The organism is Mesorhizobium sp. M0077, from assembly GCF_040322955.1.
Classification (GTDB): Bacteria; Pseudomonadota; Alphaproteobacteria; order Rhizobiales; family Rhizobiaceae; genus Mesorhizobium.
In genome coordinates this window covers 691699-716112 of the sequence record NZ_JAMYUL010000001.1, presented here as the reverse complement: position 1 = coordinate 716112, position 24414 = coordinate 691699, and the positions used below count along the sequence as shown (strand labels likewise).

Annotated in this window: 27 protein-coding genes; 9 read left to right on the top strand and 18 right to left on the bottom strand. The window is 61.6% G+C overall.

Translation table 11 applies throughout. The features are described from left to right. Positions 1-67: 67 nt before the first annotated feature. From NKJ57_RS03495 to NKJ57_RS03475, 5 genes are all read right to left on the bottom strand, one after another. Entirely contained in the window at positions 68-1768 is a 1701-nt protein-coding gene (locus tag NKJ57_RS03495) for an AAA family ATPase (RefSeq protein WP_352510505.1), read from the bottom strand. Positions 1769-1787: 19 nt separating this feature from the next. Continuing rightward, entirely contained in the window at positions 1788-2576 is a 789-nt protein-coding gene (locus NKJ57_RS03490) for a hypothetical protein (RefSeq protein WP_352460589.1), read from the bottom strand. A gap of 89 nt (positions 2577-2665) precedes the next feature. Further along, positions 2666-3058 carry a Rid family hydrolase gene (locus NKJ57_RS03485; protein ID WP_352510504.1) on the bottom strand — a complete coding sequence of 131 codons (393 nt, stop codon included), beginning with the start codon at positions 3056-3058 and terminating at the stop codon, positions 2666-2668. 239 nt (positions 3059-3297) lie between these two features. Continuing rightward, positions 3298-3762, bottom strand: a complete 465-nt coding sequence (locus NKJ57_RS03480; RefSeq protein WP_352510503.1) for a cupin domain-containing protein — start codon at positions 3760-3762, stop codon at positions 3298-3300. A gap of 301 nt (positions 3763-4063) precedes the next feature. Further along, complete coding sequence (locus NKJ57_RS03475; RefSeq protein WP_023733307.1) at positions 4064-4615, bottom strand: DUF4142 domain-containing protein; 552 nt, start codon at positions 4613-4615, stop codon at positions 4064-4066. Positions 4616-4940: 325 nt separating this feature from the next. On the opposite strand from NKJ57_RS03475, the gene NKJ57_RS03470 reads away from it, so the two are divergent. Beyond that, entirely contained in the window at positions 4941-5279 is a 339-nt protein-coding gene (locus NKJ57_RS03470) for a hypothetical protein (protein ID WP_023697061.1), read from the top strand. A 287-nt stretch (positions 5280-5566) separates the two neighbouring features. Here NKJ57_RS03470 and NKJ57_RS03465 read toward each other — a convergent pair whose 3' ends face one another. Next, positions 5567-6055, bottom strand: a complete 489-nt coding sequence (locus NKJ57_RS03465) for a GNAT family N-acetyltransferase (RefSeq protein ID WP_352510502.1) — start codon at positions 6053-6055, stop codon at positions 5567-5569. 5 nt (positions 6056-6060) lie between these two features. Then, positions 6061-6909: a transglycosylase SLT domain-containing protein gene (locus NKJ57_RS03460; protein ID WP_502902010.1), complete on the bottom strand. Its 849-nt coding sequence runs from the start codon at positions 6907-6909 to the stop codon at positions 6061-6063. Positions 6910-7167: 258 nt separating this feature from the next. Between NKJ57_RS03460 and NKJ57_RS03455 the strand changes: the two genes are divergently transcribed. Continuing rightward, positions 7168-7749 (top strand): methylated-DNA--[protein]-cysteine S-methyltransferase, encoded by a 582-nt coding sequence (locus tag NKJ57_RS03455; RefSeq protein WP_352510500.1) that lies wholly within the window; start codon positions 7168-7170, stop codon positions 7747-7749. 162 nt (positions 7750-7911) lie between these two features. On the opposite strand, the gene NKJ57_RS03450 is transcribed toward NKJ57_RS03455, so the two are convergent. Further along, positions 7912-8238, bottom strand: a complete 327-nt coding sequence (locus tag NKJ57_RS03450; RefSeq protein ID WP_023748190.1) for a hypothetical protein — start codon at positions 8236-8238, stop codon at positions 7912-7914. A gap of 298 nt (positions 8239-8536) precedes the next feature. Here NKJ57_RS03450 and NKJ57_RS03445 point away from each other — a divergent pair, with 298 nt between their 5' ends. Both NKJ57_RS03445 and NKJ57_RS03440 read left to right on the top strand, forming a co-directional pair. After that, positions 8537-8749, top strand: coding sequence for a cold-shock protein (locus NKJ57_RS03445; protein WP_015316174.1), 213 nt, complete (start codon positions 8537-8539; stop codon positions 8747-8749). Between the two features lie 233 nt (positions 8750-8982). Continuing rightward, positions 8983-9183, top strand: a complete 201-nt coding sequence (locus NKJ57_RS03440) for a hypothetical protein (RefSeq protein WP_023748189.1) — start codon at positions 8983-8985, stop codon at positions 9181-9183. Positions 9184-9284: 101 nt separating this feature from the next. Here the strand turns inward: NKJ57_RS03440 and NKJ57_RS03435 are convergent, their stop codons facing one another. Then, a complete protein-coding gene (locus NKJ57_RS03435) occupies positions 9285-10145 on the bottom strand; it encodes an EAL domain-containing protein (RefSeq protein WP_023825329.1) in 861 nt (286 codons plus the stop codon). Then, positions 10142-11041 carry an EAL domain-containing protein gene (locus tag NKJ57_RS03430; RefSeq protein WP_023728195.1) on the bottom strand — a complete coding sequence of 300 codons (900 nt, stop codon included), beginning with the start codon at positions 11039-11041 and terminating at the stop codon, positions 10142-10144. Before NKJ57_RS03430 ends, NKJ57_RS03435 begins: the two co-directional genes overlap by 4 nt. A 276-nt stretch (positions 11042-11317) precedes the next feature. Between NKJ57_RS03430 and NKJ57_RS03425 the strand changes: the two genes are divergently transcribed. Next, the gene (locus NKJ57_RS03425) at positions 11318-12520 is read left to right on the top strand and encodes a pyridoxal phosphate-dependent aminotransferase (RefSeq protein ID WP_023683765.1); all 1203 of its coding nucleotides are present in this window, start codon (positions 11318-11320) and stop codon (positions 12518-12520) included. Between the two features lie 59 nt (positions 12521-12579). Here the strand turns inward: NKJ57_RS03425 and NKJ57_RS03420 are convergent, their stop codons facing one another. Further along, positions 12580-12975 carry a (R)-mandelonitrile lyase gene (locus tag NKJ57_RS03420; protein WP_023748188.1) on the bottom strand — a complete coding sequence of 132 codons (396 nt, stop codon included), beginning with the start codon at positions 12973-12975 and terminating at the stop codon, positions 12580-12582. A gap of 48 nt (positions 12976-13023) precedes the next feature. Further along, the gene (locus tag NKJ57_RS03415) at positions 13024-13575 is read right to left on the bottom strand and encodes a methyltransferase family protein (protein WP_023748187.1); all 552 of its coding nucleotides are present in this window, start codon (positions 13573-13575) and stop codon (positions 13024-13026) included. 147 nt (positions 13576-13722) lie between these two features. On the opposite strand from NKJ57_RS03415, the gene NKJ57_RS03410 reads away from it, so the two are divergent. From NKJ57_RS03410 to NKJ57_RS03400, 3 genes are all read left to right on the top strand, one after another. Next, the gene (locus NKJ57_RS03410; protein WP_023748186.1) at positions 13723-14580 is read left to right on the top strand and encodes an alpha/beta fold hydrolase; all 858 of its coding nucleotides are present in this window, start codon (positions 13723-13725) and stop codon (positions 14578-14580) included. 244 nt (positions 14581-14824) lie between these two features. Next, the gene (locus NKJ57_RS03405; protein WP_023748185.1) at positions 14825-16876 is read left to right on the top strand and encodes an elongation factor G; all 2052 of its coding nucleotides are present in this window, start codon (positions 14825-14827) and stop codon (positions 16874-16876) included. Between the two features lie 725 nt (positions 16877-17601). After that, positions 17602-18099, top strand: coding sequence for a methyltransferase family protein (locus tag NKJ57_RS03400; protein WP_023705867.1), 498 nt, complete (start codon positions 17602-17604; stop codon positions 18097-18099). A gap of 22 nt (positions 18100-18121) precedes the next feature. Here the strand turns inward: NKJ57_RS03400 and NKJ57_RS03395 are convergent, their stop codons facing one another. Both NKJ57_RS03395 and trxB read right to left on the bottom strand, forming a co-directional pair. After that, the gene (locus NKJ57_RS03395) at positions 18122-19018 is read right to left on the bottom strand and encodes a LysR family transcriptional regulator (RefSeq protein WP_023671970.1); all 897 of its coding nucleotides are present in this window, start codon (positions 19016-19018) and stop codon (positions 18122-18124) included. A gap of 80 nt (positions 19019-19098) precedes the next feature. Further along, positions 19099-20073 (bottom strand): thioredoxin-disulfide reductase, encoded by a 975-nt coding sequence (trxB, locus tag NKJ57_RS03390; protein WP_023705868.1) that lies wholly within the window; start codon positions 20071-20073, stop codon positions 19099-19101. Positions 20074-20329: 256 nt separating this feature from the next. Between trxB and NKJ57_RS03385 the strand changes: the two genes are divergently transcribed. Further along, positions 20330-20809, top strand: a complete 480-nt coding sequence (locus NKJ57_RS03385) for an Lrp/AsnC family transcriptional regulator (protein ID WP_023705869.1) — start codon at positions 20330-20332, stop codon at positions 20807-20809. A gap of 5 nt (positions 20810-20814) precedes the next feature. Here the strand turns inward: NKJ57_RS03385 and NKJ57_RS03380 are convergent, their stop codons facing one another. The 4 genes from NKJ57_RS03380 to NKJ57_RS03365 all read right to left on the bottom strand — a co-directional run bounded on the left by NKJ57_RS03380 (position 20815) and on the right by NKJ57_RS03365 (position 24286). Then, positions 20815-21462: a D-glycero-alpha-D-manno-heptose-1,7-bisphosphate 7-phosphatase gene (locus NKJ57_RS03380; protein WP_352510498.1), complete on the bottom strand. Its 648-nt coding sequence runs from the start codon at positions 21460-21462 to the stop codon at positions 20815-20817. Further along, the gene (locus NKJ57_RS03375; protein WP_352510497.1) at positions 21455-22027 is read right to left on the bottom strand and encodes a D-sedoheptulose-7-phosphate isomerase; all 573 of its coding nucleotides are present in this window, start codon (positions 22025-22027) and stop codon (positions 21455-21457) included. Before NKJ57_RS03375 ends, NKJ57_RS03380 begins: the two co-directional genes overlap by 8 nt. A gap of 8 nt (positions 22028-22035) precedes the next feature. After that, the gene (rfaE1, locus tag NKJ57_RS03370) at positions 22036-23529 is read right to left on the bottom strand and encodes a D-glycero-beta-D-manno-heptose-7-phosphate kinase (RefSeq protein ID WP_352510495.1); all 1494 of its coding nucleotides are present in this window, start codon (positions 23527-23529) and stop codon (positions 22036-22038) included. A gap of 124 nt (positions 23530-23653) precedes the next feature. After that, positions 23654-24286 (bottom strand): LysE family translocator, encoded by a 633-nt coding sequence (locus NKJ57_RS03365; RefSeq protein WP_352510494.1) that lies wholly within the window; start codon positions 24284-24286, stop codon positions 23654-23656. Between the last annotated feature and the right edge of the window lie 128 nt (positions 24287-24414).

The following is a 24414-nucleotide window of genomic DNA, read 5'->3' as shown; positions in this document are numbered from 1 at the left end:
GGAGAAGATGCCGGCAGGCAGATGAAGGGCAGCGCCACCACCCAGATGAGCTCCCTGAGGGTGTCCATCACTGATTTTCTCTGCGGCGCGGAAATATCCTATTTGCTATCGTCAATAAGCTGTCATCACGTATCAACTCAGAACCCGTTCCTACGGTCAGGTTTGCACCGACGCGCTGGCGATAAATATCTCGAATTTTCTTAAGCAGTTTCTTTCCCGACATATTGGCACGAGGGTCATCATTCACCCTTTGCCTCATGTCTCGCGCTAAAGCTCCTACGTTTACTCGTCCATTTCCCTGTTTGCGTTCCCAATCTAACCGGGAATTGAGAGCATGCTCGTATGCGTCCTCGCGAATCTCCTCGATCGCCTGATTGAGAATTTCCGTAAACTGAGCCTCGTTCTGTAAGTTGTTTAGAGCCGAAAGGTAGCGCGGATTCAGCAAGTGGGATTCGATATCGACACCAGTTGTCACAAATGAATCACACTGCATCTCCCGAATTGACGTTTTCCACGCTTCGACTTCCATGGGGTCAAGGAAGTCGCGATCCCTATGAATCACAAGGCGGGCGCCCGATATACGTCGAGTATGATTCGCTATAGTCCTAAGATTATGTAACTCCGTTACACCGCGATAGGGAAGAATCAACGTTCTTTCCATATCAAATCCACTAGACGCCAATAATGTAACGATACTTCTAGTTATTTCATCCTCGGTTAATAATATAGCATCGTAGTTCTTTGTTCCAATTCTCTCCTTCAAATCGAGAGCGCCCAAATCCATTAGTATGTCAATCTGGTCGTCGCGGGAAGCCGGAGCCGCAGCACCAGACTGAACCCAAATATATCGAGCAACGCCGGAAAGCGCATCAACTATGTGTCGAGAATGGGTCGTGATAACAATCTGAGTTCCTAAATCCTCAGTTATTCTAAATAGAAGATTCGAGATTATCCTTTGATTGTTCGGATGAAGATGGGAGTCTGGCTCATCAAGAACAATTAGGCTCGGGCGGAATCTATGAAGATAACACAGTATCTGAACTGCCTGTAGGAATCCGGTTCCGCAAAGTTCAATAGGGATACTCGTGCCGTCCTTCTTAACGAATACATATATATATTCATCAATCTTTTGCTCAAAAATAACATCGATCTCGACACCAGGGAATACCTCAGCGAGGTCAACGAGAAATCTATTTCTATTATCTTCATTTGGCCAAAGCCTAAGGAGCATATTGCGAAGAATTACGTTCGCGTCACCCCGAGCAAGAGCCCGCAACAAAACTCCATCAGAAACAAACACCTCGCTCTTAGCGACACCCGCTAATCCCGGCGAGAATATGCTGAACGGATCATCTAAACTCGCTAATCCCACAGCGACTTCCGGATTCACAATTCGGGCTTGGACATTGTTGTTCTTACCTTTCGCAACTTCCAAGGAAAAAGTACGCCCATTCTCCAAGGTCAAATCAAACAAAATCGATCTATTTTCACCCTCCACCAATTTTCCACCTTGACCTAGGGCGTATGGATTAGAAGCAGGAGAGTATATGATCTCATCCGGCCCTAGCGTCGCTATCAAAGGGCTTTTTCGCGTCCATTTCTTTGCCAGTGCGATGGACTGCAAGATCGATATGCAAAAATGGAGAGCTTGAATTATGCTGCTTTTTCCAGAATTGTTTGATCCAACAATTATGTTCAAATCAGATAGGCCTACACTGGTATCTTCGATAACCTTGAACCGGCGTATCCTGAAATTTTGAATTTTCATTGCTCGGCTCCAAAGAATCTCATTTTGGCGTTTCTACCTCAATGAGCTTCACTGCCTTAGCCTTAGCCCTCTCCAGTTTGTTCGTAGCCTTTCGCATCCTAGCGACCGCTTCCTTAGCCTTGTCGCCTTCGATCGTATCCCGCTTGATTACTTCATTTTCGACCAACTGCGAGAGGTTCTCGTTACCAACCTTGATGTCTGGAAAGAGCTTCCGGATTTCCCGGCGCACCACCGAAATCACGGCTTCAGACCGGATGATCGCCGAAACCGTAAACTTGTTGAACAGCTGTGCCTGCTGATGGAATGCATCCATTGCATCGGTCGTCAGCCCTTCCTTGGCGAACAGGAAGAGGCACTGTAGATGGTCCTCATTCTTGGGATTCATGTCGGCAAGGACAATCCGGCAAACTTCTTCATGGCTGATCTGGTTTGCCACATAGATACGGACCAACCGCCATTCGACCGCATTGGTGAGGATCACCCAGTGAATGCCTTGGTGGGCTCCGTAGTCGATAACCTGCCTCAAGTGATTATCAGCCAAGCTGCTGCCCGCTGATTTCACCTCAACAAGCAATCGCAGTTTTCCTGCAATCTTGATCGCGAGATCGCAATATGTAGCCTTGATCTGGTGTTCCGAGGTTAGCTCGTCATATTTATCATAGCCAAAAACATCGGCCAGGATGTCCTTGACCAAGGTAACCGTGTCGGCTTCCGCGACATCAGATTTTTGCTGAGCCAGCGTAATCCGCTGATACTTCTTGAGATTCGACGCAACGCGTTCGCCGAATTTCTTCGGTAATTTGTTCATGACTCGCCCTCCCTATCCCCGGCGAGATTTGAGGACGACTTTACTTCAAAGACAAGCGGAAATTATTTCATGAGGGGAGAGGTGGCCCCTCACGCCACCGCCACACACTCGATCTCGATATCGAACTCCATCGGCCACGACGCCACCGGCACGAAGCTCCGCGCAGGCGGGTTGACGCTGAAGTACCTGGAATAGACCCGGTTGATGGCGTTGTAGAAGCCGGAATTGACGGCGTAGATGCGCACCATCACCACATTGTCCAGCGAGGTGCCGGCGGCTTCCAGGCAGTGTTTCAGCGCCTTCAGCGACGCCTCGGTCTGCGTTTCGATATCGCCACGCACCATCTCGCCGCTCACCATGTCCACCGGCGGCGTCGCCGAGATGAACACGAAGCCATTGGCCCTTACTGCCGTCGAGCAAGGCAGCCCGAGCGCCCGCACCTTGGCCGACATGACGGGCACTTCGATGACTTCTTTTTTCATGGTGATGCTCCCTTTGTTTGGCAAGGTTAGCGCCAAGTCCCCCTCACCCAGCCTCCGCTTCGCTCGGCTGACCTCTCCCCGAGGGGAGAGGAGACTGCGAGCGCCAGCACGTCCCTCTTCTCCCCAGTGGGGAGAAGGTGGCCGCGAAGCGGTCGGATGAGGGGGCCTGCGCCACCTTTGATTGTGAGGAGCTTATCCCCCCGCCCAGCGAACGCCAGCGCCGGACCATAGTCCAGCCGTCACCCCTGCCCCGGATAGGGCATGCCGTCCTTGTGCAGGAACCTGCCATCCGAACTCGGGCTCATCATGTCGATGTCGGAGCAGGTGATGAGATCATCCGGATTGCGCGATCCGACCTCGAGATAGCGCGCCGTTGTGGACGAGCGGTTGATCATGTGGTGGCCGTTGCCGCTGTTCTTGGCAAAGGTCGCGCAGTCGCCGGCCTTGAGCAGCGTCTCGCCGCCATCCTCGACCAGCACCAGTTCGCCGTCCAGCACATAGACGAGCTCGTCCTCATGGCTGTGCCAGTGGCGCTGGCTGGACCAGCCGCCTGATGGCAATGTCATCAGGTTGACGCCGAAATCAGTGAGGCCGCCGGCATCGCCGAGGCGCTGGCGTGTGCGCTCGGCGCAAGGGGCGTCGAAGGGTGCGGGGTAGCCGGAGCCCTTGCGGACAGGCACGGTGGACAGGTCGATCTTGGGCATGGGAGCTCCATTGAATTGGTGGCGGCAGTGTATGTCACTGCCGCCGCAGCCACAGAGCCACTTTGCCGCAATGCCTTGCCAACGGCAGGCATCGGCCGTCGCACTCTACGGCGCCCCCCTCTGTCCTGCCGGACATTTCCCCCACAAGCAGGGAGATTGGCTGTCGCCTCAGCCTTCGCCAATTTTCACCGTCGGTAGAAAAGCACGGCGCCGACGCTGCTGATCTCCCCACTCGTGGGGGAGATGTCCGGCAGGACAGAGGGGGCGCCGTAGAATGCTATTGCTGGCCAGTCACCAACCCTCAACCCTGATGCGCGGCCGCGAGTTCCTTCACGTGCTTCTCGTGCATCTGCAGCGTCGGCAGCGTCTTCTTGGCGAATTCCTTCATCGCCGGGTCGTCGCCCGAGTTGGCATAGGTGCTGAACAGGGCAACGGCCTCCTTGTGCGCGTCCGTCTGCATCTGGATGTACTTGGCGTCAAAATCCTTGCCGCTTGTGCTCTTCAACTCGTCGAGCATTGCCTGCTCCTTCGGCTGCAGGGCCGGTCCCGCGGCTTTGGTCGAACCGGTGGTCTGGCCCTGGCTCAGCGCCGCCTTGAACTCCTTGCCGGCTTTGGTGTGGTCCTTGACCATCTGCTTGGCGAATTTCCTGACGTCAGCCGCCTTGGATTTCTCCTCGGCGAGCTTGCTCGACTGGATTTCGAATTCGTTGGAGCTAGGCACGGTCTTGACGAAGGTTGGGGTATCGACCTTGCTGGCGGCCATGGCAGGCGCGACCGCAGTCGAGTTGGCCGCAAAGGCGGCAGGGGCACCGGCGAACAAGGCGACGGCGGCAATGGTGAGAAGCGTTTTCATCTGAGGTCTCCGATTTGAAAATTTCCCTCGGCTAATCAAACGCGGCATTGGCGGCAGGGTTGCGTCCGGAGAACTATTCGTCAGCGACCATCTGCCGAAGAGCCGTCCCGAGCCCCTGGCGGACAAACCTCAGGACAGCACGCCTCGCCATATTGCAGCTGTTCGTTCCAGTTCGGCCGACCCTCAGGCGTGAAATCCATAAGGTTCCACAGGATCTCGCAGATGCCGATGGCGCGCTGATCCTAATGGACGGCGCTGCATTGGGAGCCGGTTGCACTTCCCTGTATTGCGTCTGCAGGTTAGATTTCCGGAGCTGGGGAGACACATGCAAGAGGATGAAGAGATCGATCTGCGCTGCCCGCAAGTGGTGGCCGACAATGCCGCCAAGGGGTTGAGGCTGCGAAGAGAATTCGGCCGGGGCGGCACCGAGATCGGCGTGGCGCGGGCGACGGAACTCAAGAACCGCGAAAAGCTGGCGCCATCCACTATCCGCCGCATGGTCAGCTACTTCGCCCGCCACGAGGTCGACAAGCGCGGCAAGAATTACGGCAATGAAGACAATCCATCGGCCGGCCATATCGCCTGGCTGCTGTGGGGCGGCGACGAGGGCCGCGCCTGGGCGCTTGAGCTCAAAAAGAAGATCGGCAATGCGCCCGATATCTGAGGGCTGCCGTAAAACGACTGGCGGGCCCCAAACCCCCGCCTGGGACCCGCCAAGGAGTGGCTGAACACATGCCGGTGCAGCCCCTCCACATCTGCCAGTCGTCGATCCGCCGTCGGTCGAAAGGCATGGATGGTGAGGTAGCATCCGGTTGCGGCGGCCTATGTGAAGCAGTTCACAATCCGAAGGATTTCAACAGCGCTCGAGCAATTCCAGGAAAAGTGGGAACCGGTTTTCCCGGGAAAAGCGCGTAGCGTTTTCCCCAGGGAATTGCGGCAAGAAAAAAGCCCTTACCCTTCCCAGGCGACAGGCATCATTCCCAACCGCTCGTAGAGCCTGAGCGCGGCGGCGTTCTCGACCGTGTTGGTCTTGAGGTCGACATGGGCCGCGCCCCGATCCCGAAAGGCGTTGAAAGCCTGCCACATCAGCGCTTCGCCAATGCCTTTGCCGCGCGCTTCGGGATGGACCGCGAGGTCCTTGACGAAGGCCCTCGTCCAGCACAGCGCTGCCGCCGCCAGCCGTCCCTTGGCGTCGATGACGAGGAAACACAGCGCCGGGTCGAATTCGGCATCGCTGGATATGCGCGGCCACCATTCGTCGAACGGGCCGTCGGCGCCGTCGTCGAACACCTCGGTCAAAAGCGCATGCAAGGGCTGCGCGTCACCATGTTCGAAGCAGCGCATGGTAAAGCCGTCCGGCCAGTGCGGTGCAACGAGCGTCTCGTCGAGGGTTTTGCGCAGCCGGATGTCGTTTGGAGCCGGCGGGCGCGGTTCAGGCATCGCGCTCAGGCGTCGGGCTGCAGCCGGCGGCGCTTGCGGTCGACACCGAGGCCGGTGGCCTCGAGCAGGCCTTTGCGCTTGGCGTCGAAATAATAGCCGGTCTGGTAGAGCCAATCGGCCTTCTTGGCGTTGCCACCCGCCACCAGCCAGGCGCCACGCAGATATTTGACCGCGTATTTCAGATTGGTTTCGGCGTCGAACAAGCCCTTGGCCGGCCCGTCATAGCCCATGCCGCGCGCCGTCGCGTGCTTGATCTGCATCAGCCCCCAATGGCCGTTATTGTAAGCCTTGGGATTGTAGGTGCTTTCGCGGTTGACGACGTGGCGCACCAGATCGACCGGCACCTCGTAGAGAGCAGCGTATTTCTGGATCAGCCGGTCGACGTCGCCGCGCATGCCGGTCGCATGCTCTTCTTCCGGGAGACCGAGCGGCGCGGCGGGGAACTGGCCCAAGGAAGCCGGGTTCTGCGGCACGACATAGGCTACCTGCTGCACGCCGGGCATGGCGTTCTGGCCGCCCTTGGCGGTCGCCGGCATGACAAGGCTGGCGGTCGTATATTGCGCCGCGACCGGCTGTCCGGCCTTGGCGGGCGCAGGCGCCTGCCAGGCATTGGCGGCCATCACCGCAGGCACGGCCGGGGCCGTGGGCGTCGCGCCGGCAAAGGCCGCGGTCGCGGCAGCCGGCTGCGGGGCGGCGGCAAGTGCCGGTGTGGCGGGAGTTGCTTCGGCCGCCTGGACGGGTGTTATGCCCGAGGATTGCGGCAGCACCGAAACCGTATCGGGCAGCGGCACGGTGAAGCCGGCATCGCTGCCGGCGGCGGTCGCGGTTTCGGTCAGCGCAGGCGTGGCCTTCATCTGCGAGGTCGATTGGCAGCCGCTGAGGGCAGCTGCGCCGACGATCACAGAGATCGCGAAAAGGTTGAATTTTGCTGGCAAGCCGCGCGGGTCCGATTTGTCGGTTGTTAAGAAGTCCTTACACCAGCGATTCCTGGTGGGCAATCGGGACCATCTGGTGGTTTTCGGGTGGCGAGAGCCGGGCTCAGATGCCATATTGTTCTGCATATGTACCGGTCGGTATCCCGGTTTTCGCCGCTTTGCGGAAAGGAGCGCATCATGGAAACGGCATCTTCGATCACAGCCGGCCACGCAGTGTTAGAAACAGTGATCGGCTTCATGGGCATCGCCTGGAGCGAAAAGGGCCTGATCCGGCTCTGCCTGCCCGAAAGGAGCCGCGAAGCAGTGGAGCGCCGGCTGATGCGGCATGCCGGTGTTGCCGCCAGTACCACTGCGAACATTGGGCAGCCGCAATGGGTGGTCGAGCTGATCGCCTCGATCAAGGCGTATGCGTCAGGCGAGGACGTCGATTTCTCCGGCGTGCCGGTCGATCTCGACGGCGTCGACGACTTCCGTCTCGCCATCTACGACGCGGCGCGAAAACTGCATTACGGCGAAACCACCACCTATGGCGAACTGGCCAAGCGCGCCGGCCAAGCCGGCCTGCCGCGCGAAACCGGGGCAGCGCTGGGCGCCAACCCGGTGCCGCTGGTCATCCCCTGCCATCGGATACTAGCCGCGGGCGGCAAGATCGGCGGCTTCTCGGCGCCCGGCGGCTCGGCCACCAAGGAAAAGATGCTGGCCATGGAAGGCGTGCGCGTCGGCCCGCCGCCGGCGGCGCAGGTCTCGTTCGGGTTCTAAGAGCTTGAATGGTATGCCGGCTGGGTATGTTGAGATTCAGGTCAGGCCGCACCGAGAACTATGGTCTTCGAGAACCGGAGCGGAGCGTACTTAATGTACGTGGGCGCCGGAAGCGCAGAAGACCATCGTTCGCAGGCCGGCCTCACTTGAATATCAATATGCCTAATGACGGCGCAGGAAGCGGCGGTGAAAATGGTCGTTCTCGATCCGCTTGCAGAGATAGACCGGGCAGGATTCGGTATCGGCGCTCGGCACATAGGCGCGCTTTCTGACCTCGCCGACATTGCAGAATTGCTGGCTCTGCACATAGCGGTCGAAGAGCGGCAGCCCCGGCACACGCCTGGACTGATAGCGCAGGATGACCGCGCCCTGGCGGGCGATCGTGCCTTGCACCGTGTCGCAGCTCATACGAGTGGGGTCGTAGCGCGAGATCGCCTGCGCCTCGGCGGCCGCCAGCGTCAGGCAGGCGGCAAGCAGAATGGTTTTCACAACCGTTTTCATGACAGTCTCCCAAAACCGGACTAACGCCGTCGGGCGTCCCGATCTTCCCGATTGCTCGACGCTTTCATGCGATTGGGGCGGCCTTTAGGCGGCGCCACCGCAACGCCATTTTTCGAGCCATCTTGTTTTTGGTGCGAAACCCGCCTATATCAGCTCCATTGATATTTCGGCCGATCGATCCGGGCCTCGCGATCTTCGCGTTTGCTGACGTCTATCTCCAAAATCTCGATACAAACCGGCTGAACCTCGGTTCGGTCAAACCAAAGCAAATGCGAGGACTATTCATATGGCAACTGGTACGGTCAAGTGGTTCAATGCCACCAAGGGCTTCGGCTTCATTCAGCCTGATTCGGGCGGTGCGGACGTTTTCGTTCACATCTCCGCTGTCGAGCGCGCTGGACTGTCGACCCTGGTCGAAGGCCAGAAAATCAACTTCGAGATCGAGCAGGACCGCCGCACAGGCAAGTCGTCCGCTGGTTCTCTGAGCAAGGCAGCCTGATTTTGCGATAGCGCGCGCCGGACGAGAGTTCGGGGCGCGCGGCAAGTCACGGATGTACTGACGGTCGCGCGAGAAGCGCGCTGGAGCGGAAAGACCCGACAAGCTGGATCAGCAGATAGCTGCCGGCCCGGACTTAAAGCTCCGATCAGGCTACCGAAAATGGGAAGGCGGGATTTATCCCGCCTTTTTGTTTGTCTGGAATTGGACGATGGCCATGCTATTAGTTTCGCCCCATGACCAAGCTCGAACAGATTGAAAGATCCATCGCAGCCCTGAACACCACAGAACTAAAGGCCTTTGCCAAATGGTTCGCAGCGTATCAGGCAGAGGTGTGGGATATGCAGATCGAGGCGGACGCCAAGGCTGGCCGGCTGGATAAGTTTGCCGAGCAGGCTTTGGCTGAACTTCACGCGGGCCGAGTTCGCCCTCTTTGAATGCGCGCTACGGCCGAAGGCCGCAAGCCCAACCGGGCATCGCGCCCGTTGGCGTCCCGTCCGGAACGAGCCGCGAAGCGGCGGCAAGCGTGAGGACAAAATCAGCGCCGCAGATGCAGCGGCACCACCTTGTTGTCGGCGCCAAGCAGCGCCTCGATCGACAGCGGCTCCCGGTTGAAGATCGTGCCGGCCAGCGCCGGGCGGCCGAGATGGAACCCCTGTAGCAGGTCGACGCCGCCATCCAGCGCGACGCGCAGATGCACGGATTGCTCGATGCCTTCCACCAGCACCTTGGCGCCGCGATCGTGCAGCGACGAGACGAGCGGCCGGAAGAAGCGCTCGGCGGCAGCGTGGCGGCAGAATTCGGCGAACCAGCCGCCGTCGATCTTCACAATATCCGGTTGAAGCAGGCTCATCCGCTCCGCGGTCGAGTGGCCGGTGCCGAAATCGTCGATGGCGATGCGGATGCCGTGGCGCCGCATCTCGCGCACCAGCGGAGCCAGCACATTATCGTCGGCCGCCTGTTCGGTGATCTCGCAGACCAGCATGGCGGCATGCAGGTCGAGATCGCCGAGATGCCGCGTCATCAGCCGGATCTCGGCCAGCGCCCGCCCGAGATGATCGTTGATCATCGGGTTGTAATTGAAGAACAGGTCGAGCCCGTCGGCGCCGATGTTGCGGAAGTTTTTCAGATGCAGCATCCGGCACATCGTCTCGACAAACAGGCGGTCGCCCGGCGCAACACTGTCGAAGAACATGGCCGGTGCAACCGGCATGGAAGCGCGCTGCGGTTCGATCAGCGCCTCGACGGCAACCGCGGCCAACGCGCCGCCGCGTGGCGCAAAGATCGGCTGGTAGGCGCTCTTCAGCCGGAACGCGCCGTAGACGCCGTATTCGATGCCGACCTCGTCGGCAAAGATCGCTTCGCCGATATCGCGACGCCTCTCGCGCTGCCCGGTCATGGCCCGGTCCTGCGCCCGAACACCCTGCCCGGCCGCGCTGGAGGCGCTGCAGTCGGGCCGGCAGGCGTCTTGCCAGGCTCGGCCGCCGCGACAGATGGCTGCCCATCCTTGCCGAAAGCGCGAAAGCTGGTCGGCGCCAGTTCCGGCTTGGCCAGCACGAAGCCCTGCACCATCGATGCGCCGGATTTCTCGGCCAATTCAAGCTGCCAGCCTTCCTCGATGCCTTCGAACACCGTGCGGATGCCCTGTAGTTCGAAGTTCGTCACCATGGCAGTCAAGAGGGCAAAGCCGGCGCCGGATTCCATGAGCTGCGTGATCCAGTGCGCATCGAATTTGACGATGTCGGGCTTGAGCTCCTTGATGCGGTTGATGTCGGATTCATCGGCGCCGTAATCGTCGACGGCAATGCGAAAGCCATTGGCCCGCAGCGCCTCGACAAAGCTGTAGAGCGTTTCCTGCGACGCCGACTTCTGCTCGGTCACCTCGCAGACGATGCGGCGCGGATCGATCCCGGCTTCGTGCAGCACCAGCCGCATGTCGCGCAACGCGTTGTCGGCGATGGAGCGCTCGGTAAACACCGACGGATCGAAATTGACGAAGATCGAGGCTTCTTGCGGCAGGCAGGCGCCGGCGTTGAGCAAATGCAGCGTGCGCGTCAGCGCCTCGATGTGCAGGCGGTCGCCGGCCGGACAGGTGCGGAAGAAGTTCATCGGCGATTGCGGCTCGCCGTCACGAAACGGCCGGATCAGCCCCTCGAACGCTGCGATCGAGAGCTTGCCGTCCTTGAAGGCGAAGATCGGCTGAAAGGCGCTCTGCAGCGTGTAGGGACCCCAGACACCTGAAGCGGTGCCGTCATCGTGACGGATGATGTGGGCAAGCCCGGTGCTGCGCGACAAGGGTCCCTCGCTCCGCGAGACAGGCGAAATGGCTGGCGATCCTGCCGTCAAAGGTTTTAGCGGCCGTTGATGAATTTATTCTTGCCGGGGATAAGCCTATCGATTGCCGAGCCCGCAGCGCAGAGCGAAACGGTCATGCACGCGCTCCAAAAGCCGATCTTCACAGGTCCTTGACCCCTGGCTCATCCGACAATGCTTGCACTTGCCGGGTCGATGCGACATGAGAAGCGCCGCAGCTGTTTGCGGTTGCGCCGACCCCTCTGGAGATATCTGGTCATGGCCTTTCTTGCCGACGCCCTTGCCCGCGTAAAGCCTTCCGCCACCATCGCGGTGACGCAGAAAGCCCGCGAGCTGAAAAATGCCGGCCGCGACATTATCGGCCTCGGCGCTGGCGAACCGGATTTCGACACGCCCGACAACATCAAGAATGCGGCGATCGAGGCGATCCGCCGCGGCGAGACCAAATACCCGCCGGTTTCGGGCATCGCGCCGCTGCGCGAGGCGATCGCGAAAAAATTCAAGCGCGAGAACAATCTCGACTACAAGCCCGAGCAGACCATTGTCGGCACCGGCGGCAAGCAGATCCTGTTCAACGCCTTCATGGCGACGCTGAACCCAGGCGACGAGGTCATCATCCCCCGCCCCTATTGGGTCAGCTATCCCGAAATGGTGGCGATCTGCGGCGGCACCTCGGTGTTCGCCGATACTTCGATCGACAATGGTTTCAAGCTCACTCCCGCCGTGCTGGAAAAGGCGATCACGCCGAAGACCAAATGGCTGTTGATGAACTCGCCGTCGAACCCGTCCGGCGCCGCATACACGGAAGCCGAGCTGCGCGCGCTGGCCGACGTGCTCTTGAAGCATCCGCATGTCTGGACACTGACCGACGACATGTACGAGCACCTGACCTATGGCGACTTCGTCTTCAGGACGATCGCCGAGGTCGAGCCGAAACTCTACGAGCGCACGCTGACCATGAACGGCGTCTCGAAAGCCTACGCCATGACCGGCTGGCGCATCGGCTATGCCGCGGGTCCCGTCCAGCTGATCAAGGCGATGGACATGATCCAGGGCCAGCAGACCTCGGGCGCCTGCACCATCGCGCAATGGGCCTCGGTCGAGGCGCTCAACGGCCCGCAGGATTTCGTCGCCAGGAACAAGGCGATCTTTCAGGGCCGTCGCGACCTCGTCGTGTCGATGCTCAACCAGGCGCGCGGCATAACCTGCCCGTCGCCGGAAGGCGCCTTCTATGTCTACCCGTCCTGTGCCCAGCTGATTGGCAAGAAGACCAAAGCCGGCAAGATAATCGACACCGACGAGACTTTCTGCTCCGAATTGCTCGAAGGCGAGGGTGTCGCAGTGGTGTTCGGCTCGGCCTTCGGCCTCGGCCCCAACTTCCGGATCTCCTACGCCACGTCGGAGACGCTGCTGGAGGAAGCCTGCACCCGCATCCAGCGGTTCACGGCATCGCTGACCTGAACTGGCGGCACCGAGACATGAAACCCGGCTTCGAGCCGGGTTTTTGTCAGGAGCAGACCTCAGCCGCCATACTGCTCGCTGGTGACCGCTTCCATCCAATCGGCATGGACGCCGTCCAGCGCTTCCTGCATGGCGACGTGGGTCATTGTCGTCTTTGGACCCGCGCCGTGCCAGTGCTTCTCGCCGGGCTCGAACGAGATCACGTCGCCCGCCTTGATCTGCTGGATCGGCCCGCCCCATGTCTGCGCAAGGCCGGCCCCCGCAGTGACATAAAGCGTCTGCCCCAGCGGATGCGTGTGCCAGTGGGTGCGCGCACCGGGCTCGAAGCTGACCAGCGTGGCTCTGAGCCGGGCCGGCGCTTCCTTCTCGATGATGGGCGTCTGCAACACGCGGCCGGTGAAATACTTCTCCGGTGCGATGATGGTCGGCACGCTGCCGCAGGCAATGATCTTCATCTCTGGTGATCCCTAAGTTTGGCAGAAGCTACCCTGCTCCGGTGCCGGCTACCACCCCAGCCGGGGCCAGAACAGGCCGGCACGTACGCGATAGTCCGCGTAGGCTCCGGCCAGCGGCGTGCGCGAAAATTTCTTCTCTTCGTCCAGTGCCGCAAACACATAGAGGATAGCGATCCCGGCGACCGGCGCCACCGCCCAGATCGACCAGGTCGCGATCCCCCAGCCGATCCAGAAGACGATGTAGGACGTATAGAAGGGGTGGCGGACATGGCCGTAGGGGCCGTGGGTCAGCAGGCTGTGCGGATCGTCGGGTGCGAAGACGAAGCGCAGCCGCACCTTGCGCGACGTCACGATCGCCCACCAGAACAGGGCAGAGCTCGCCAGTTCGACGGCAAGTCCGGTGATCTTTGCCGAACCCGGCTGCGATTGGATCCAAAGGATGGCGAGAAAGAACAGCGCCGTGGCGATGACCGCCGCCGAAATCACCATGGCGCCTGGCGACATCGCCTGCGATTGGAAATGCGCCCGCATCGACCAGACATATTGGCCAAGCATCGCGATGCTGCAGATCGAGACAAGAAGATCGAGGACTGATTCCATTGTCGGGATTCCGCGCGTGATTGCCATGGAGCCAGCGATCGTGCCGGCTATCTCTTTAGAAATCCTTTCTTAACCACATGTTTAAAGAACATATAGAGCCAGCGATGCGATGTTGGCGGTCAGGCAAATCTCAAGGTCTAATCCAGCATGAGCATCACTCACCGCACCATCCGCACGCCGCAGGCCGACTTGCGCCTCAGCCAGTCGTCTGGGTCCGGCATGCCCATCGTCATGATCCATGGCTCGGGCAGTTCGCGCGCCGTGTTTGCCCGTCAGTTCGATAGCCCGCTTGCCGACGCCCATCGGCTGATCGCCTTCGACCTTCCCGGCCACGGCGAGTCCTCCGATGCCCGCGACCCGGCGACCGCCTATACGATTACCGGCCTTGCCCAGACCACAGCCCGGCTTCTCGACGCTTTGGGCATCGGCCACGCCATCATCTTCGGCTGGTCGCTCGGCGGCCATGTGGCGGTCGAACTTGCCAGCTTCCACCATGCGGTGAACGGCCTGGTGCTGACCGGAGCGCCGCCGGTGTCGAGGGGGCCGTTCGGTATGCTGCGCGGCTTTCACGCAAACTGGGACATGCTGCTGGCCTCCAAGAAGGTCTACTCCGAACGCGACATCGAGCGCTTCGAGGCGCTTTGCTTCGGCGATACCGCCAGTCCGTCTTTCCGCGAAGCCATAAGGCGCACCGACGGCAGGCTTCGCGCCGGCGTGGCGCGCAGCATGTTTGCCGGCAAGGGCGCCGACCAGAAACAGGTGGTCGAGCACGCCCCGTTCCCGGTTGCGGTGATCAATGGCGAGCATGATCCGCTGGTGCGGCTGAGTTACTTCGAGACGGTGGCCTATGGCTCGCTGTGGGAACAATGCCATGTCATATCAGGCGCCGGCCATGCACCGTTCTGGGAACGCCCAGACCTGTTTAACCCGCTGTTGTCGCGCTACGCCGAGACGGTGGTGAAGCAAAGCGCAGCCAGGCCGGCGCGCCGCACCCAGGCCCGCTGAAATCTACCGGCGGTTCTGACCCCGGCTCTCGCTCCGTCCGTCTGGCGGCGGCGCGATTTCTATTTTCCTTGCCCTGCCGGCTAACCCGTGGGACGATGGGTTGGGCAGGTGGCTAAATGAAAACAACCCCGCCCGCGACGGTCGAACAGGCCGGCCGCCGCTCACGACAGGGTGCGATCGGCGCAAAACCGTTTCCACTTTTGCTGATCGCACTCCAAGGGCAACGCCTGAGTGGAGGTCAGCCATGGGTACTCGCGCCGGAGGACGACGCACGGGACCGAAATGCACTGCCATAGTCGGTCCCTTTGCAAGCGGTAAGACGACACTTCTCGAAGCCATCCTCGCCCGTACGGGCGCCATCCCCCGCCAAAATCCCGTTTCATCGGGAAGCACCGTTTCCGATCATTCGCCCGAAGCGCGGGCGCACGCCATGAGCGTCGAGGCGACCTTTGCCACCACCGAATTCATGGGGGAGCAGATTACCTTCGTCGACTGTCCCGGATCGATCGAATTCTCCTTCGAGGCCGAGCCGGTGCTGGCAGCCTGCGATCTCGCGGTGGTCGTCGCCGAGGCCGACGAGAAGAAGATCCCAGCCTTGCAGCTCATCATGCGCAAGCTCGACGATCTCGGCGTGCCGCGCATCCTGTTCCTCAACAAGGTCGACAAGGCAATCGCCGGCGTACGCGATACGCTGAAGATGCTGCAGCCGACGAGCGCGGCGCCGCTGTTGCTGCGCCAGATTCCGCTGCGCAAGGACAATGTGGTGATCGGTTCGATCGACCTGGCGCTGGAGCGCGCCTACATCTACCGCGAATATGCCGAAAGCCAGGTTGCCGAAATTCCAACTGACGACAAGGCGCGCGAACTGGAGGCTCGCTTCTCCATGCTGGAGACGCTTGCCGACCATGACGACCAGTTGATGGAGCAGTTGCTGGAGGAGATCGAGCCGCCGAAAGACGCGGTCTTCGACGATCTGTCCGCCGACCTGCGCGCCGGCGCCATAACGCCGGTGCTGATCGGCACCGCCGAAAAAGGCAACGGCGTGCTGCGCCTTTTGAAGGCGATCCGCCATGACGCACCGGATGTCGAGGCGACGCGCAAACGGCTCGGCGTCCCCGACGGCAATCACACCGTGGTCCAGGTGATGAAGACCATCCACACCGCGCATGGCGGCAAGCTGTCCGTGTCGCGCGTACTCTCCGGCCAGATCGCCGATGCAGCCGAACTCTATTTGTCGAATGGCGAGACGGCGAAGGTCTCCGGCATCTACAAGATGCTCGGCAAGGACCAATCCAAGCTCACCGCTGCCAAGGCCGGCGACACGGTGGCGTTGGGCAAGCTGGACGAGGTCAAGACCGGCCAGACGTTGAGCTCCACGAAGGGCGGTATCAAGCCGCTGGTCACGCTGACGCCGCCGCAGCCGGTCTTTGCCTTTGCCCTGCGGCCGAAGGAGCGCAAGGACGAGGTCAAAATGTCGGCGGCCATCCAGCGCCTGGCCGAGGAAGATCCCTCGCTCACCTTGCGCCACAACCAGGACTCGGCCGAGACCGTGCTGTCCGGCCATGGCGAGATGCATCTGCGGGTCGTGCGCGAGCGGCTGGAAGGCAAGAATCAGATTCCGGTCGAAGGCCATGCGCCTGCCGTCCCCTATCGCGAGACGATCCGAAAGACGGTCCAGCAGCGCGGCCGCCACAAGAAGCAGTCCGGCGGCCATGGCCAGTTCGGCGATGTGGTGATCGAGATCAAGCCGCTGCCGCGCGGCTCCGGCTTTCAGTTCTCGGACACCATCACCGGCGGCGTCGTGCCCAAGACCTACATCCAGTCGGTCGAAACCGGCGTGCGCGATTATCTGAAATCCGGCCCGCTCGGCTTCCCTGTCGTCGATGTCGCCGTCAACCTCTCCGACGGCTCCTACCACGCCGTCGATTCCTCCGACATGGCTTTCCAGATGGCGGCCAAGCTGGCCATGAAGGAAGGCATGGCGGCCTGCTCGCCGGTGCTGCTCGAGCCGGTCATGAAGGTCGAGATCGTCACGCCGTCCGAAGCCACTTCGAAGATCATTGCGCTGATCCCGCAACGGCGCGGTCAGATCCTTGGCTACGACGCGCGGCCTGACTGGCCGGGATGGGATGTCGTGGAGGCGACCATGCCGCAGGCCGAGATCGGCGACCTGATCGTCGAACTGCGCTCGGCGACCTCCGGCGTCGCCAGCTATCGTTGCGCCTTCGATCACATGGCCGAGCTGACCGGACGGTTGGCCGACGAGGCGATGAACGCCAACGGCAAGGCTGCCTGACAGGCCGAAGGATGATCCGCACAAAAAACGGCGCCCGGATGATCCGGACGCCGCTCTTATTGCGGACCGTCTTCTTGGGAGGAAAACGGCAGGTGCGCCGCACGTATCCGCCGCGCCATACGGCACTGGCAGACGAATAGGTTCGGACGCGGTAGCCGCCTGAGCCCGGATCTTCCGAGTGATGCCCCCATCTCCCGGTCGAACCACACCGCGTCCTATGATCTGCTTAAACGATGAATCGCGCCTGCGGCATGTTACCTGAGGTTACATGTCACTGTTACGCGGCGATTTTGCTCGATTTTTCGCTGGCTACGGCAGGCCCGGAAACAAAAAAGCCGGATCAATGAAGATCCGGCTGAGTTTGATTGGAAGTGCCTGTTAAGGCTAACCTCCAGAGGGGAACACTCGAGGGCGCTAATGGGAGGAGAACGCGCCCAGGAGATGATCTATATATGTGCTGTTCATGCCCAAGAAACAAGCATCTATTTTGCAACACACGCATGCAAAAAGGTACAGGCTGTGGTCTAACCCGTGTCTAGGGGCCATAGGACCACGAAAAGTTGCCAAATGAATAGCGCGACCGTGCTGTTGCCTTCGCAGAACCGCAAGTCGGGCTGATTCTCGCGCTCGCGGGCAAAAAGCCGAATGACGTTGAATCGGGCAGCAGGCGTTTATTTTTGCGGCAGCGGGATGGGAAGGGTCGGCCGGAAGAAGGGAGACCTGACATGCGGACACCTCAGGCGATCGCCGGCAGCGCGGTCTTCTTCATCGCCGCACCTTGTGTCGTCGCCCGGCTGGTGCCCTGGCTGCTGACGGACCGCTACCGTCTGCCGCTGTCGACGGTGCCCGGCTTCTTGCCGGCTGGCTCCCTCCTGATCGTCGCGGCCATCGCCCTGCTCGTCCATTCCTTTGCCCGCTTCGCGCTCGAAGGCCTGGGCACGCCGGCGCCTGTCGCGCCCACCGAGAGACTGGTGATCGGCGGCGTCTACCGCCATGTCCGCAACCCGATGTACGTCGCCGTGCTGTCGATCATCCTCGGCCAGGCGTTGCTGTTTTCAAGCTGGAGCGTCGCTGCCTATGCCGCCATCGGCGCGATCGTCATGGGCTCTTTCGTCAGGTTCTATGAGGAGCCGACTCTCGCCCGCCGCTACGGTGGCGAATACGAGACCTACCGCCGCAATGTTCCCGGCTGGCTGCCACGGCTGACGCCTTGGCGGAGGTGACCAGCACCTCCCAAGGCCATGTTTAAAATGACCAGCTGCGCGCTTTGGCGATGATGAAGTCGCGGAAGACGTGCAGCTTGGCCTGGTTCTTCATTGCATCGGGATAGGCGAAATAGGTGTCGAAGGACGGCACCTCGGTCTCCGGCAAAAGCTGCACCAGATCCGATTCCTTGGAGATCACGTAGTCGGGCAGCATGGCGATGCCGGCGCCGCCCTGCACGGCGCGCTTGATCGACAAGATGTCGTTGATCTGCAGCGTCGGCACCCTTTGCCCACCGTCGAAATCGCCGATCGTTTCCAGCCAGTTCAGCTCCGACAGATGCGACGGCACCGGCACACCGAAAGTGACGATGCGATGGTTCTTCAGATCGGCGACCGAGGTCGGCTTGCCGTGCTTGCCGACATAGGACGGCGAGGCATAGAGGTGGAAATGCACGGTGAACAGGCGGCGCTGGATAAGGTCGGGCTGCTGCGGCTGGCGCAGCCGTATCGCGCAGTCGGCCTGACGCATGGTGAGGTCGAGTTCCTCATTGGCCAGGATCAGCTGCAGGCTGATTTCCGGATAGAGCTCGATGAATTCCTGCACCCGCTCGGTCAGCCAGCCGGCGCCGAGCCCGACGGTGGTCGTTACCCTCAGCACGCCGGAGGGCCGGTCCTTTGCCTCGGTCAGCTTCGACTTGATGGTCTCCAGCTTCATCAGCACGTCATGCGCCGTGCGGAACAGCATTTCGCCCTGCTCGGTCAGCACCAGGCCGCGGGCATGGCGATTGAAAAGCGGCACCCCGACGTCATGCTCGAGCGCGCTGACCTGGCGTGAAATCGCCGATTGCGACAGGTGCAAAGTCTCGGCGGCATGGGTAAACGACCCAGCCTCCGCCGCTGCGTGAAACACGCGAAGCTTGTCCCAGTCCAACGCCATTGAATTCCCCTCGTTCTGTTCTTGGCGTCTGAATGAAAAATCAGGCTTTTGAACGGCTTGCGACGCCGTCTTGATAGATATTATTCCGCCGCTTCGCGGTGCACCTCGATGCCGGCCAGGTATTTTTCCGCCTCGAGCGCGGCCATGCAGCCGAGCCCGGCGGCGGTCACCGCCTGACGGTAGATATCGTCGGTCACGTCACCGGCGGCGAACACGCCGGGAACGTCCGTGCGGGTCGAATTCGGCGCCGTCCACAGATAGCCGTTCGGCTTCTGCTTCAGCTTGCCGACAAACAATTCCACCGCCGGCGCATGGCCGATCGCCACGAAGACGCCGTCCACCTGGAGGTGGGTGACCTCGCCGGTCACCGCATTTCTGAGCTTCAGCCCTTCGACCGAAGGCGGCAGCGGCGTCTTGCCGGGCCGGCCGGTGATCTCGTCGACGATCGTGTCCCAGATGACTCGGACATTGTCCTTTTTCAACAGCCGCTCACGCAGGATGCGCTCGGCGCGGAAATCGTTGCGCCGGTGGATGACGGTCACGCTCTTCGCCAGATTGGAGAGATAGAGCGCCTCCTCCACCGCCGAATTGCCGCCGCCGATGACAGCGACATCCTTGCCGCGATAGAAAAAACCATCGCAGGTGGCGCAGGCCGACACGCCGAAGCCCATGAAGGTCTGTTCGGTGGGGATGCCCAGCCATTTCGCCTGCGCGCCGGTGGCAATGATCAGCGCGTCGGCCGTGTAGGTGGTGCCGGAATCGCCCGTGGCGCGGAACGGCCGCACATTGAGGTCAACCTCGGTGATGATGTCGTTGATGATATCGGTGCCGACATGCTCGGCCTGCTTCAGCATCTGCTCCATCAGCCACGGGCCCTGGATCGGATCGGCGAAGCCCGGATAGTTTTCGACATCGGTGGTGATCATCAGCTGCCCGCCCTGCTGCAAGCCTGCTACGAGCATCGGCTTGAGCATGGCGCGCGCGGCGTATACTGCGGCGGTATAGCCGGCCGGGCCGGAACCGATGATAAGGACAGGCGCGTGCTTGGTGGTCATCTAAAGCCTCTGCGGGGCAGACAATCGAGTGTGCCTTGGAAAACGACGTGAAATGTTGCTGGTAATGTAAGGGTTGCCAACCACACCAGCAAGACGATCAGGCAGTCGTCCCCGGAAAGCTTCGGCCTACAGGCATATTCGCGCAATGGCCGCTTTCGTTACGGTTGCGAAATCGCCCGACCAAAGGGCTGGCATCGACACAAAAGTCGTTTAAGGACGAGAGCGCGAAAGATTCTTGCGCTAAGCCGAGACCGCCATGCCCCTGAAAGCCGACCTCGACGCCATCGACTGGAAGATTCTGCGCGAGCTTCAGGCCGACGGGCGCATGACCAATGTCGAACTGTCGAGCCGTGTCGGCATTTCCGCCCCGCCCTGCCTGCGCCGTGTCCGGCGGCTGGAGGAAAGCGGCATCATCAGAGGCTATCGCGCCTTGCTCAACGCGCCGGCGCTCGGCATGGATGTCGTCGCCTTCTGCCTGATCGGCCTGCATCACCAGGCCGACGCGGAACTCAAAACCTTCGCCGAGCGCACTCGCGGCTGGCCGATCGTGCGCGACGCCTGGATGGTCTCGGGCGAATCCGACTTCCTGCTGCATTGCGTGGCGAGTGATCTCGGCACCTTCCAGACCTTCGTCATCGAAGAACTGGCTTCGGCGCCGAATGTCGACACGGTGCGCACCGCGCTGACCATCCGCCGCGTCAAGGACGAAGGGCTGGTGGCGTTCAGCGCCCCATGATCGTCCTAGATTCGGGCGAGCGACTCGATAGCCCCCAAAAGCCATACCAGATCATCGGGGTTGCGCAGCGGCAGAACCTCGAAGCCCGGCTCATTACTTCCCTCGCCATCCACCAGCCAGCCGCGCGGCAGGCCGGCACGTTGCCCGGCCTGCATATCCGCGGGATTGTCGCCGACGATCAGCGAGCGTTTGAGATCGAGGCCGAGGCGCTGCTGGGCCTCGAGCAGCATGCCCGGATTGGGCTTGCGCATCGGATGGTCGGCGACCGCCAGCGGACCGCTGCCCGCCTCGTGGTACGCGCAGGCCAGAACCATGTCGACGAAGGCATCGCCGGCGGCAAGCAGCTTGAGAACCCGGCCGTTGACCGCGGCAAATTCCTTCCAGCCGAAATAGCCGCGCGCGACGCCTGACTGGTTGGTGACGATGACCACCGGGATGTTGCCCCGGTTGGCGGCGGCGATGACCGGCACGATGCTGTCGCGCAGCGCCATTTTGGCTGGATCGTCGGGATAGCCGGTGTCGACATTGATGGTGCCGTCGCGGTCGAGGAACAGCGCCGGCGCGTTGGCTGGAAACACCCGCGAACCCACCCGCTCAACCCACAGGCCGGGTTCAGCCAGCGGGTATGGACCGTAGGCCCCGGTGTCAGCCATTCGACAGACGGTCTTCCACCACCTCGCAGAGATAGTGGTAGAGGCAGAGATGTCCCTGCTGGATGATCGGCGTCGAGGTCGAGGGCACGTTGAGCAGTATGTCGGTGAGCGGCTTGAGTTTGCCACCGCTGTCGCCGGTGAGGCTGACCACCGTCATGCCCATCATGCGCGCCTGTTCGGCGGCAGCCAGAATGCTCGGCGAGTTGCCGCTGGTCGAGATCGCCAGAAGCACGCCGCCGGCCGCGCCATGCGCTTCGACCTGGCGCGAAAACACGGTGTCGAAGCCATAGTCATTGCCCCAGGCGGTCAGCATGCCCGCGTTGGCCGGCAGCGCGATCACATTGTAGGCCTTGCGCTCCTTAAGGAAGCGGCCGACCAGTTCGGTGGCAATGTGGATGGCGTCGCTGGCCGAGCCGCCATTGCCGCAGACCAGCAGCGCCTTGCCCGAGGAAAGCGCGGCGACGACCGCACTCACAGCACGTTCCATCTCGGCGGTCAGGTCACGCTCGACTGTCGCGGTGATCGCGGCCGCCGAGCGGACCAGATAGTCATTCAGTCCGGACATGAAATCCCTCAGTTGGTACCGCCGCCGGCGCGCAATTTGCCGATCGTGCCGGTGGTGCTCTTGCCGGCGACAAGGTCGACCAGGACGACGCGCCCGCCCGCCTTCTGCACCACATCGGCGCCGACAACGGTCTCGACCGTGTAGTCGGCGCCCTTGACCAGAATGTCGGGCAGAAGCGCCTCGATCAGCGCCAGCGGCGTATCCTCTTCGAACACCACGACCGCATCGACCGAGGCCAGGGCGGCGAGCACGCAGGCACGATCATGCTGATCGTTGACCGGGCGCCCGGCGCCTTTCAGCCGACGCACCGAGGCATCGCTGTTGAGGCCGAGCACCAGCCGGTCGCACTGGCTGCGCGCCGCGTGGAGAAGACTGACATGGCCGGCATGCAATATATCGAAGCAGCCATTGGTGAAGCCGACGCTCAGGCCCTCGTCCTTCCACGCCGCCACCATGCGCGCGGCCGATGCGGCATCGAGGATGGCGTCCTTGTGGGCGGTGGGGCCGTGCGAGCGGAACAGCGCGCCGGTGAGTTCCTCCACGGTCAGCCGCGCGGTGCCGCGTTTGCCCACCACCACACCGCCGGCGGCATTGGCGATGGAGGCGGCCATGACGCGATCGGCGCCCGCGGCCAGAGCCAGCGCGAAGCTCGCGATGACCGTATCGCCGGCGCCCGAAACGTCGAACACTTCGCGCGCCTGGGTGGCGATGTGGCGCGCCTCATCCGCGCCGACCACGCTCATGCCCTTTTCGCTGCGGGTGGCGACGACGAAGTCGAAGCCATGTGCCGAAATCAGCTGGCGTGCCGCCGCGACGATCTCGTCGTCGGCGAAAACCGGGCGACCGACAGCTTCGCCAAGCTCCTTGCGGTTGGGCGTGATGGCGGTCGCGCCGGCATAGCGCGCATAGTCGCGGCCCTTGGGATCGACCAGCACCGGTTTTCCCGCCTCGCGGCAGATGGCGATCAGGTCGGCGGCGACGCCGTCGAGCAAGATGCCCTTGCCATAGTCGGACAGGATGACGATGTCCGCGCGGGCCAGCGCCTCGCGGAAATGCACAATCAGACCCGCCCGTTCCTTGTCGTCGAGCGGCTTGATCTCTTCCTCATCGAAGCGCAGCACCTGCTGATTGAGCGCGCTGAAGCGGCTCTTCGACGACGTCATGCGACCGCGCTCCTGCGCCATATCAGCCGTATCGGCGCCGAGTTCGCGCAGCATGCGCACCAGATTGTCGCCGGCCAGATCGGTGCCGATCACCGATATGGGAATAGCGCTGGCACCCAGCGAGACGATGTTGGCGACAACGTTGCCTGCGCCGCCCATCGTCGAGGTCTCGCCGCGCCCGTGCAGCACCGGGATCGGCGCTTCCGGCGAGATGCGCTCGATGACGCCGTTGACGAAACGGTCGAGGATGAAGTCGCCGACCACCAGCACGGCAACGTCGCCAAAGCGGGCAATGGCGCGGTGCAAAGGTTCGGGCGAAGGCGGATTGTGCTTGATCATGTCACTGGCAATGCGAGGGAAAGGCCGACCTCAATCACGCTGAAAATTGTCAATTTACGGGCCGGATCGTTCATGGCGAAGCCGATATACCGCAAATCCGCGCAGCGCAACGTCAGGGCGGCCGTCAGCTCTTCTGCAACGCGACGTGGACGCCCAGTCCGACCAGCACCGCCCCGCCCGCCCGCTGCAAGATGCGCTGCGCACGGCTGGAGCGCTTCAGCCGGGCGATCACCATGCCTGCCAGCAACACGCAGACAATATCTGCCGAAGAGAACATTAAATTGACGATGGTGCCCAGCACGACGAATTGCAGCCACACCGGGAACCCCGCCGAGGCATCGATGAACTGTGGCAGGAACGCCATGAAGAAGATCGCCGTCTTCGGATTGAGCACTTCGACGGTGATGCTCTCGAAAAATGCCCGGCGCGCCGATTTGCGCTCGATCGCCGGCAGCGCCGTGTCACCGTCCCCGCGCTTGCGGAACAAGGACACGCCAAGCCAGATCAGATAGAGCGCGCCGATGAACTTGACCGCCATGTAGAGCGGCGGCACCGCATGGAAGAGCACCGACAGCCCGGCGGCAGCCGCAAAGACATGGAAATAACCGCCAAGATGGATGCCAAGTGCCGCCGTCAGCCCCGACCAGCGCCCGCGCGCCATGGTCTGCGCGGCGGCATAGAGCATGGCCGGTCCTGGAATATAGGCAAAGATCGCCGTGGTGGCGAAAAACGCAATGAGCAGTTCGGTCGACGGCATTTTTTGTCCCCTAGCTTGCGGGCCTCGATAAAGCGGGCGCTTCGCGGTCTCACTATGTCGTCGTGGTGCTTCATCGACAGCCCGGCTGCCCTCCCTTATAAGGACCGGAATCGCAAGCAACCAGAGGC

Bases quoted from the DNA above. Each gene is read 5' to 3' on its own strand.
- NKJ57_RS03485 (WP_352510504.1), bottom strand. From the start codon at position 3,058: ATGAAAAAAGAAGTCATCGAAGTGCCCGTCATGTCGGCCAAGGTGCGG.
- NKJ57_RS03475 (WP_023733307.1), bottom strand. From the start codon at position 4,615: ATGAAAACGCTTCTCACCATTGCCGCCGTCGCCTTGTTCGCCGGTGCC.
- NKJ57_RS03365 (WP_352510494.1), bottom strand. From the start codon at position 24,286: ATGCCGTCGACCGAACTGCTCATTGCGTTTTTCGCCACCACGGCGATC.
- NKJ57_RS03445 (WP_015316174.1), top strand. From the start codon at position 8,537: ATGGCAACTGGTACGGTCAAGTGGTTCAATGCCACCAAGGGCTTCGGC.
- NKJ57_RS03480 (WP_352510503.1), bottom strand. From the start codon at position 3,762: ATGCCCAAGATCGACCTGTCCACCGTGCCTGTCCGCAAGGGCTCCGGC.
- NKJ57_RS03395 (WP_023671970.1), bottom strand. From the start codon at position 19,018: ATGGCGTTGGACTGGGACAAGCTTCGCGTGTTTCACGCAGCGGCGGAG.
- rfaE1 (WP_352510495.1), bottom strand. From the start codon at position 23,529: ATGATCAAGCACAATCCGCCTTCGCCCGAACCTTTGCACCGCGCCATT.
- NKJ57_RS03400 (WP_023705867.1), top strand. From the start codon at position 17,602: ATGCGGACACCTCAGGCGATCGCCGGCAGCGCGGTCTTCTTCATCGCC.
- NKJ57_RS03490 (WP_352460589.1), bottom strand. From the start codon at position 2,576: ATGAACAAATTACCGAAGAAATTCGGCGAACGCGTTGCGTCGAATCTC.
- NKJ57_RS03440 (WP_023748189.1), top strand. From the start codon at position 8,983: ATGACCAAGCTCGAACAGATTGAAAGATCCATCGCAGCCCTGAACACC.
- NKJ57_RS03405 (WP_023748185.1), top strand. From the start codon at position 14,825: ATGGGTACTCGCGCCGGAGGACGACGCACGGGACCGAAATGCACTGCC.
- NKJ57_RS03465 (WP_352510502.1), bottom strand. From the start codon at position 6,055: ATGCCTGAACCGCGCCCGCCGGCTCCAAACGACATCCGGCTGCGCAAA.
- NKJ57_RS03470 (WP_023697061.1), top strand. From the start codon at position 4,941: ATGCAAGAGGATGAAGAGATCGATCTGCGCTGCCCGCAAGTGGTGGCC.
- NKJ57_RS03385 (WP_023705869.1), top strand. From the start codon at position 20,330: ATGCCCCTGAAAGCCGACCTCGACGCCATCGACTGGAAGATTCTGCGC.
- NKJ57_RS03415 (WP_023748187.1), bottom strand. From the start codon at position 13,575: ATGGAATCAGTCCTCGATCTTCTTGTCTCGATCTGCAGCATCGCGATG.
- NKJ57_RS03460 (WP_502902010.1), bottom strand. From the start codon at position 6,909: ATGAAGGCCACGCCTGCGCTGACCGAAACCGCGACCGCCGCCGGCAGC.
- NKJ57_RS03420 (WP_023748188.1), bottom strand. From the start codon at position 12,975: ATGAAGATCATTGCCTGCGGCAGCGTGCCGACCATCATCGCACCGGAG.
- trxB (WP_023705868.1), bottom strand. From the start codon at position 20,073: ATGACCACCAAGCACGCGCCTGTCCTTATCATCGGTTCCGGCCCGGCC.
- NKJ57_RS03435 (WP_023825329.1), bottom strand. From the start codon at position 10,145: ATGACCGGGCAGCGCGAGAGGCGTCGCGATATCGGCGAAGCGATCTTT.
- NKJ57_RS03495 (WP_352510505.1), bottom strand. From the start codon at position 1,768: ATGAAAATTCAAAATTTCAGGATACGCCGGTTCAAGGTTATCGAAGAT.
- NKJ57_RS03380 (WP_352510498.1), bottom strand. From the start codon at position 21,462: ATGGCTGACACCGGGGCCTACGGTCCATACCCGCTGGCTGAACCCGGC.
- NKJ57_RS03425 (WP_023683765.1), top strand. From the start codon at position 11,318: ATGGCCTTTCTTGCCGACGCCCTTGCCCGCGTAAAGCCTTCCGCCACC.
- NKJ57_RS03375 (WP_352510497.1), bottom strand. From the start codon at position 22,027: ATGTCCGGACTGAATGACTATCTGGTCCGCTCGGCGGCCGCGATCACC.
- NKJ57_RS03410 (WP_023748186.1), top strand. From the start codon at position 13,723: ATGAGCATCACTCACCGCACCATCCGCACGCCGCAGGCCGACTTGCGC.
- NKJ57_RS03455 (WP_352510500.1), top strand. From the start codon at position 7,168: ATGGAAACGGCATCTTCGATCACAGCCGGCCACGCAGTGTTAGAAACA.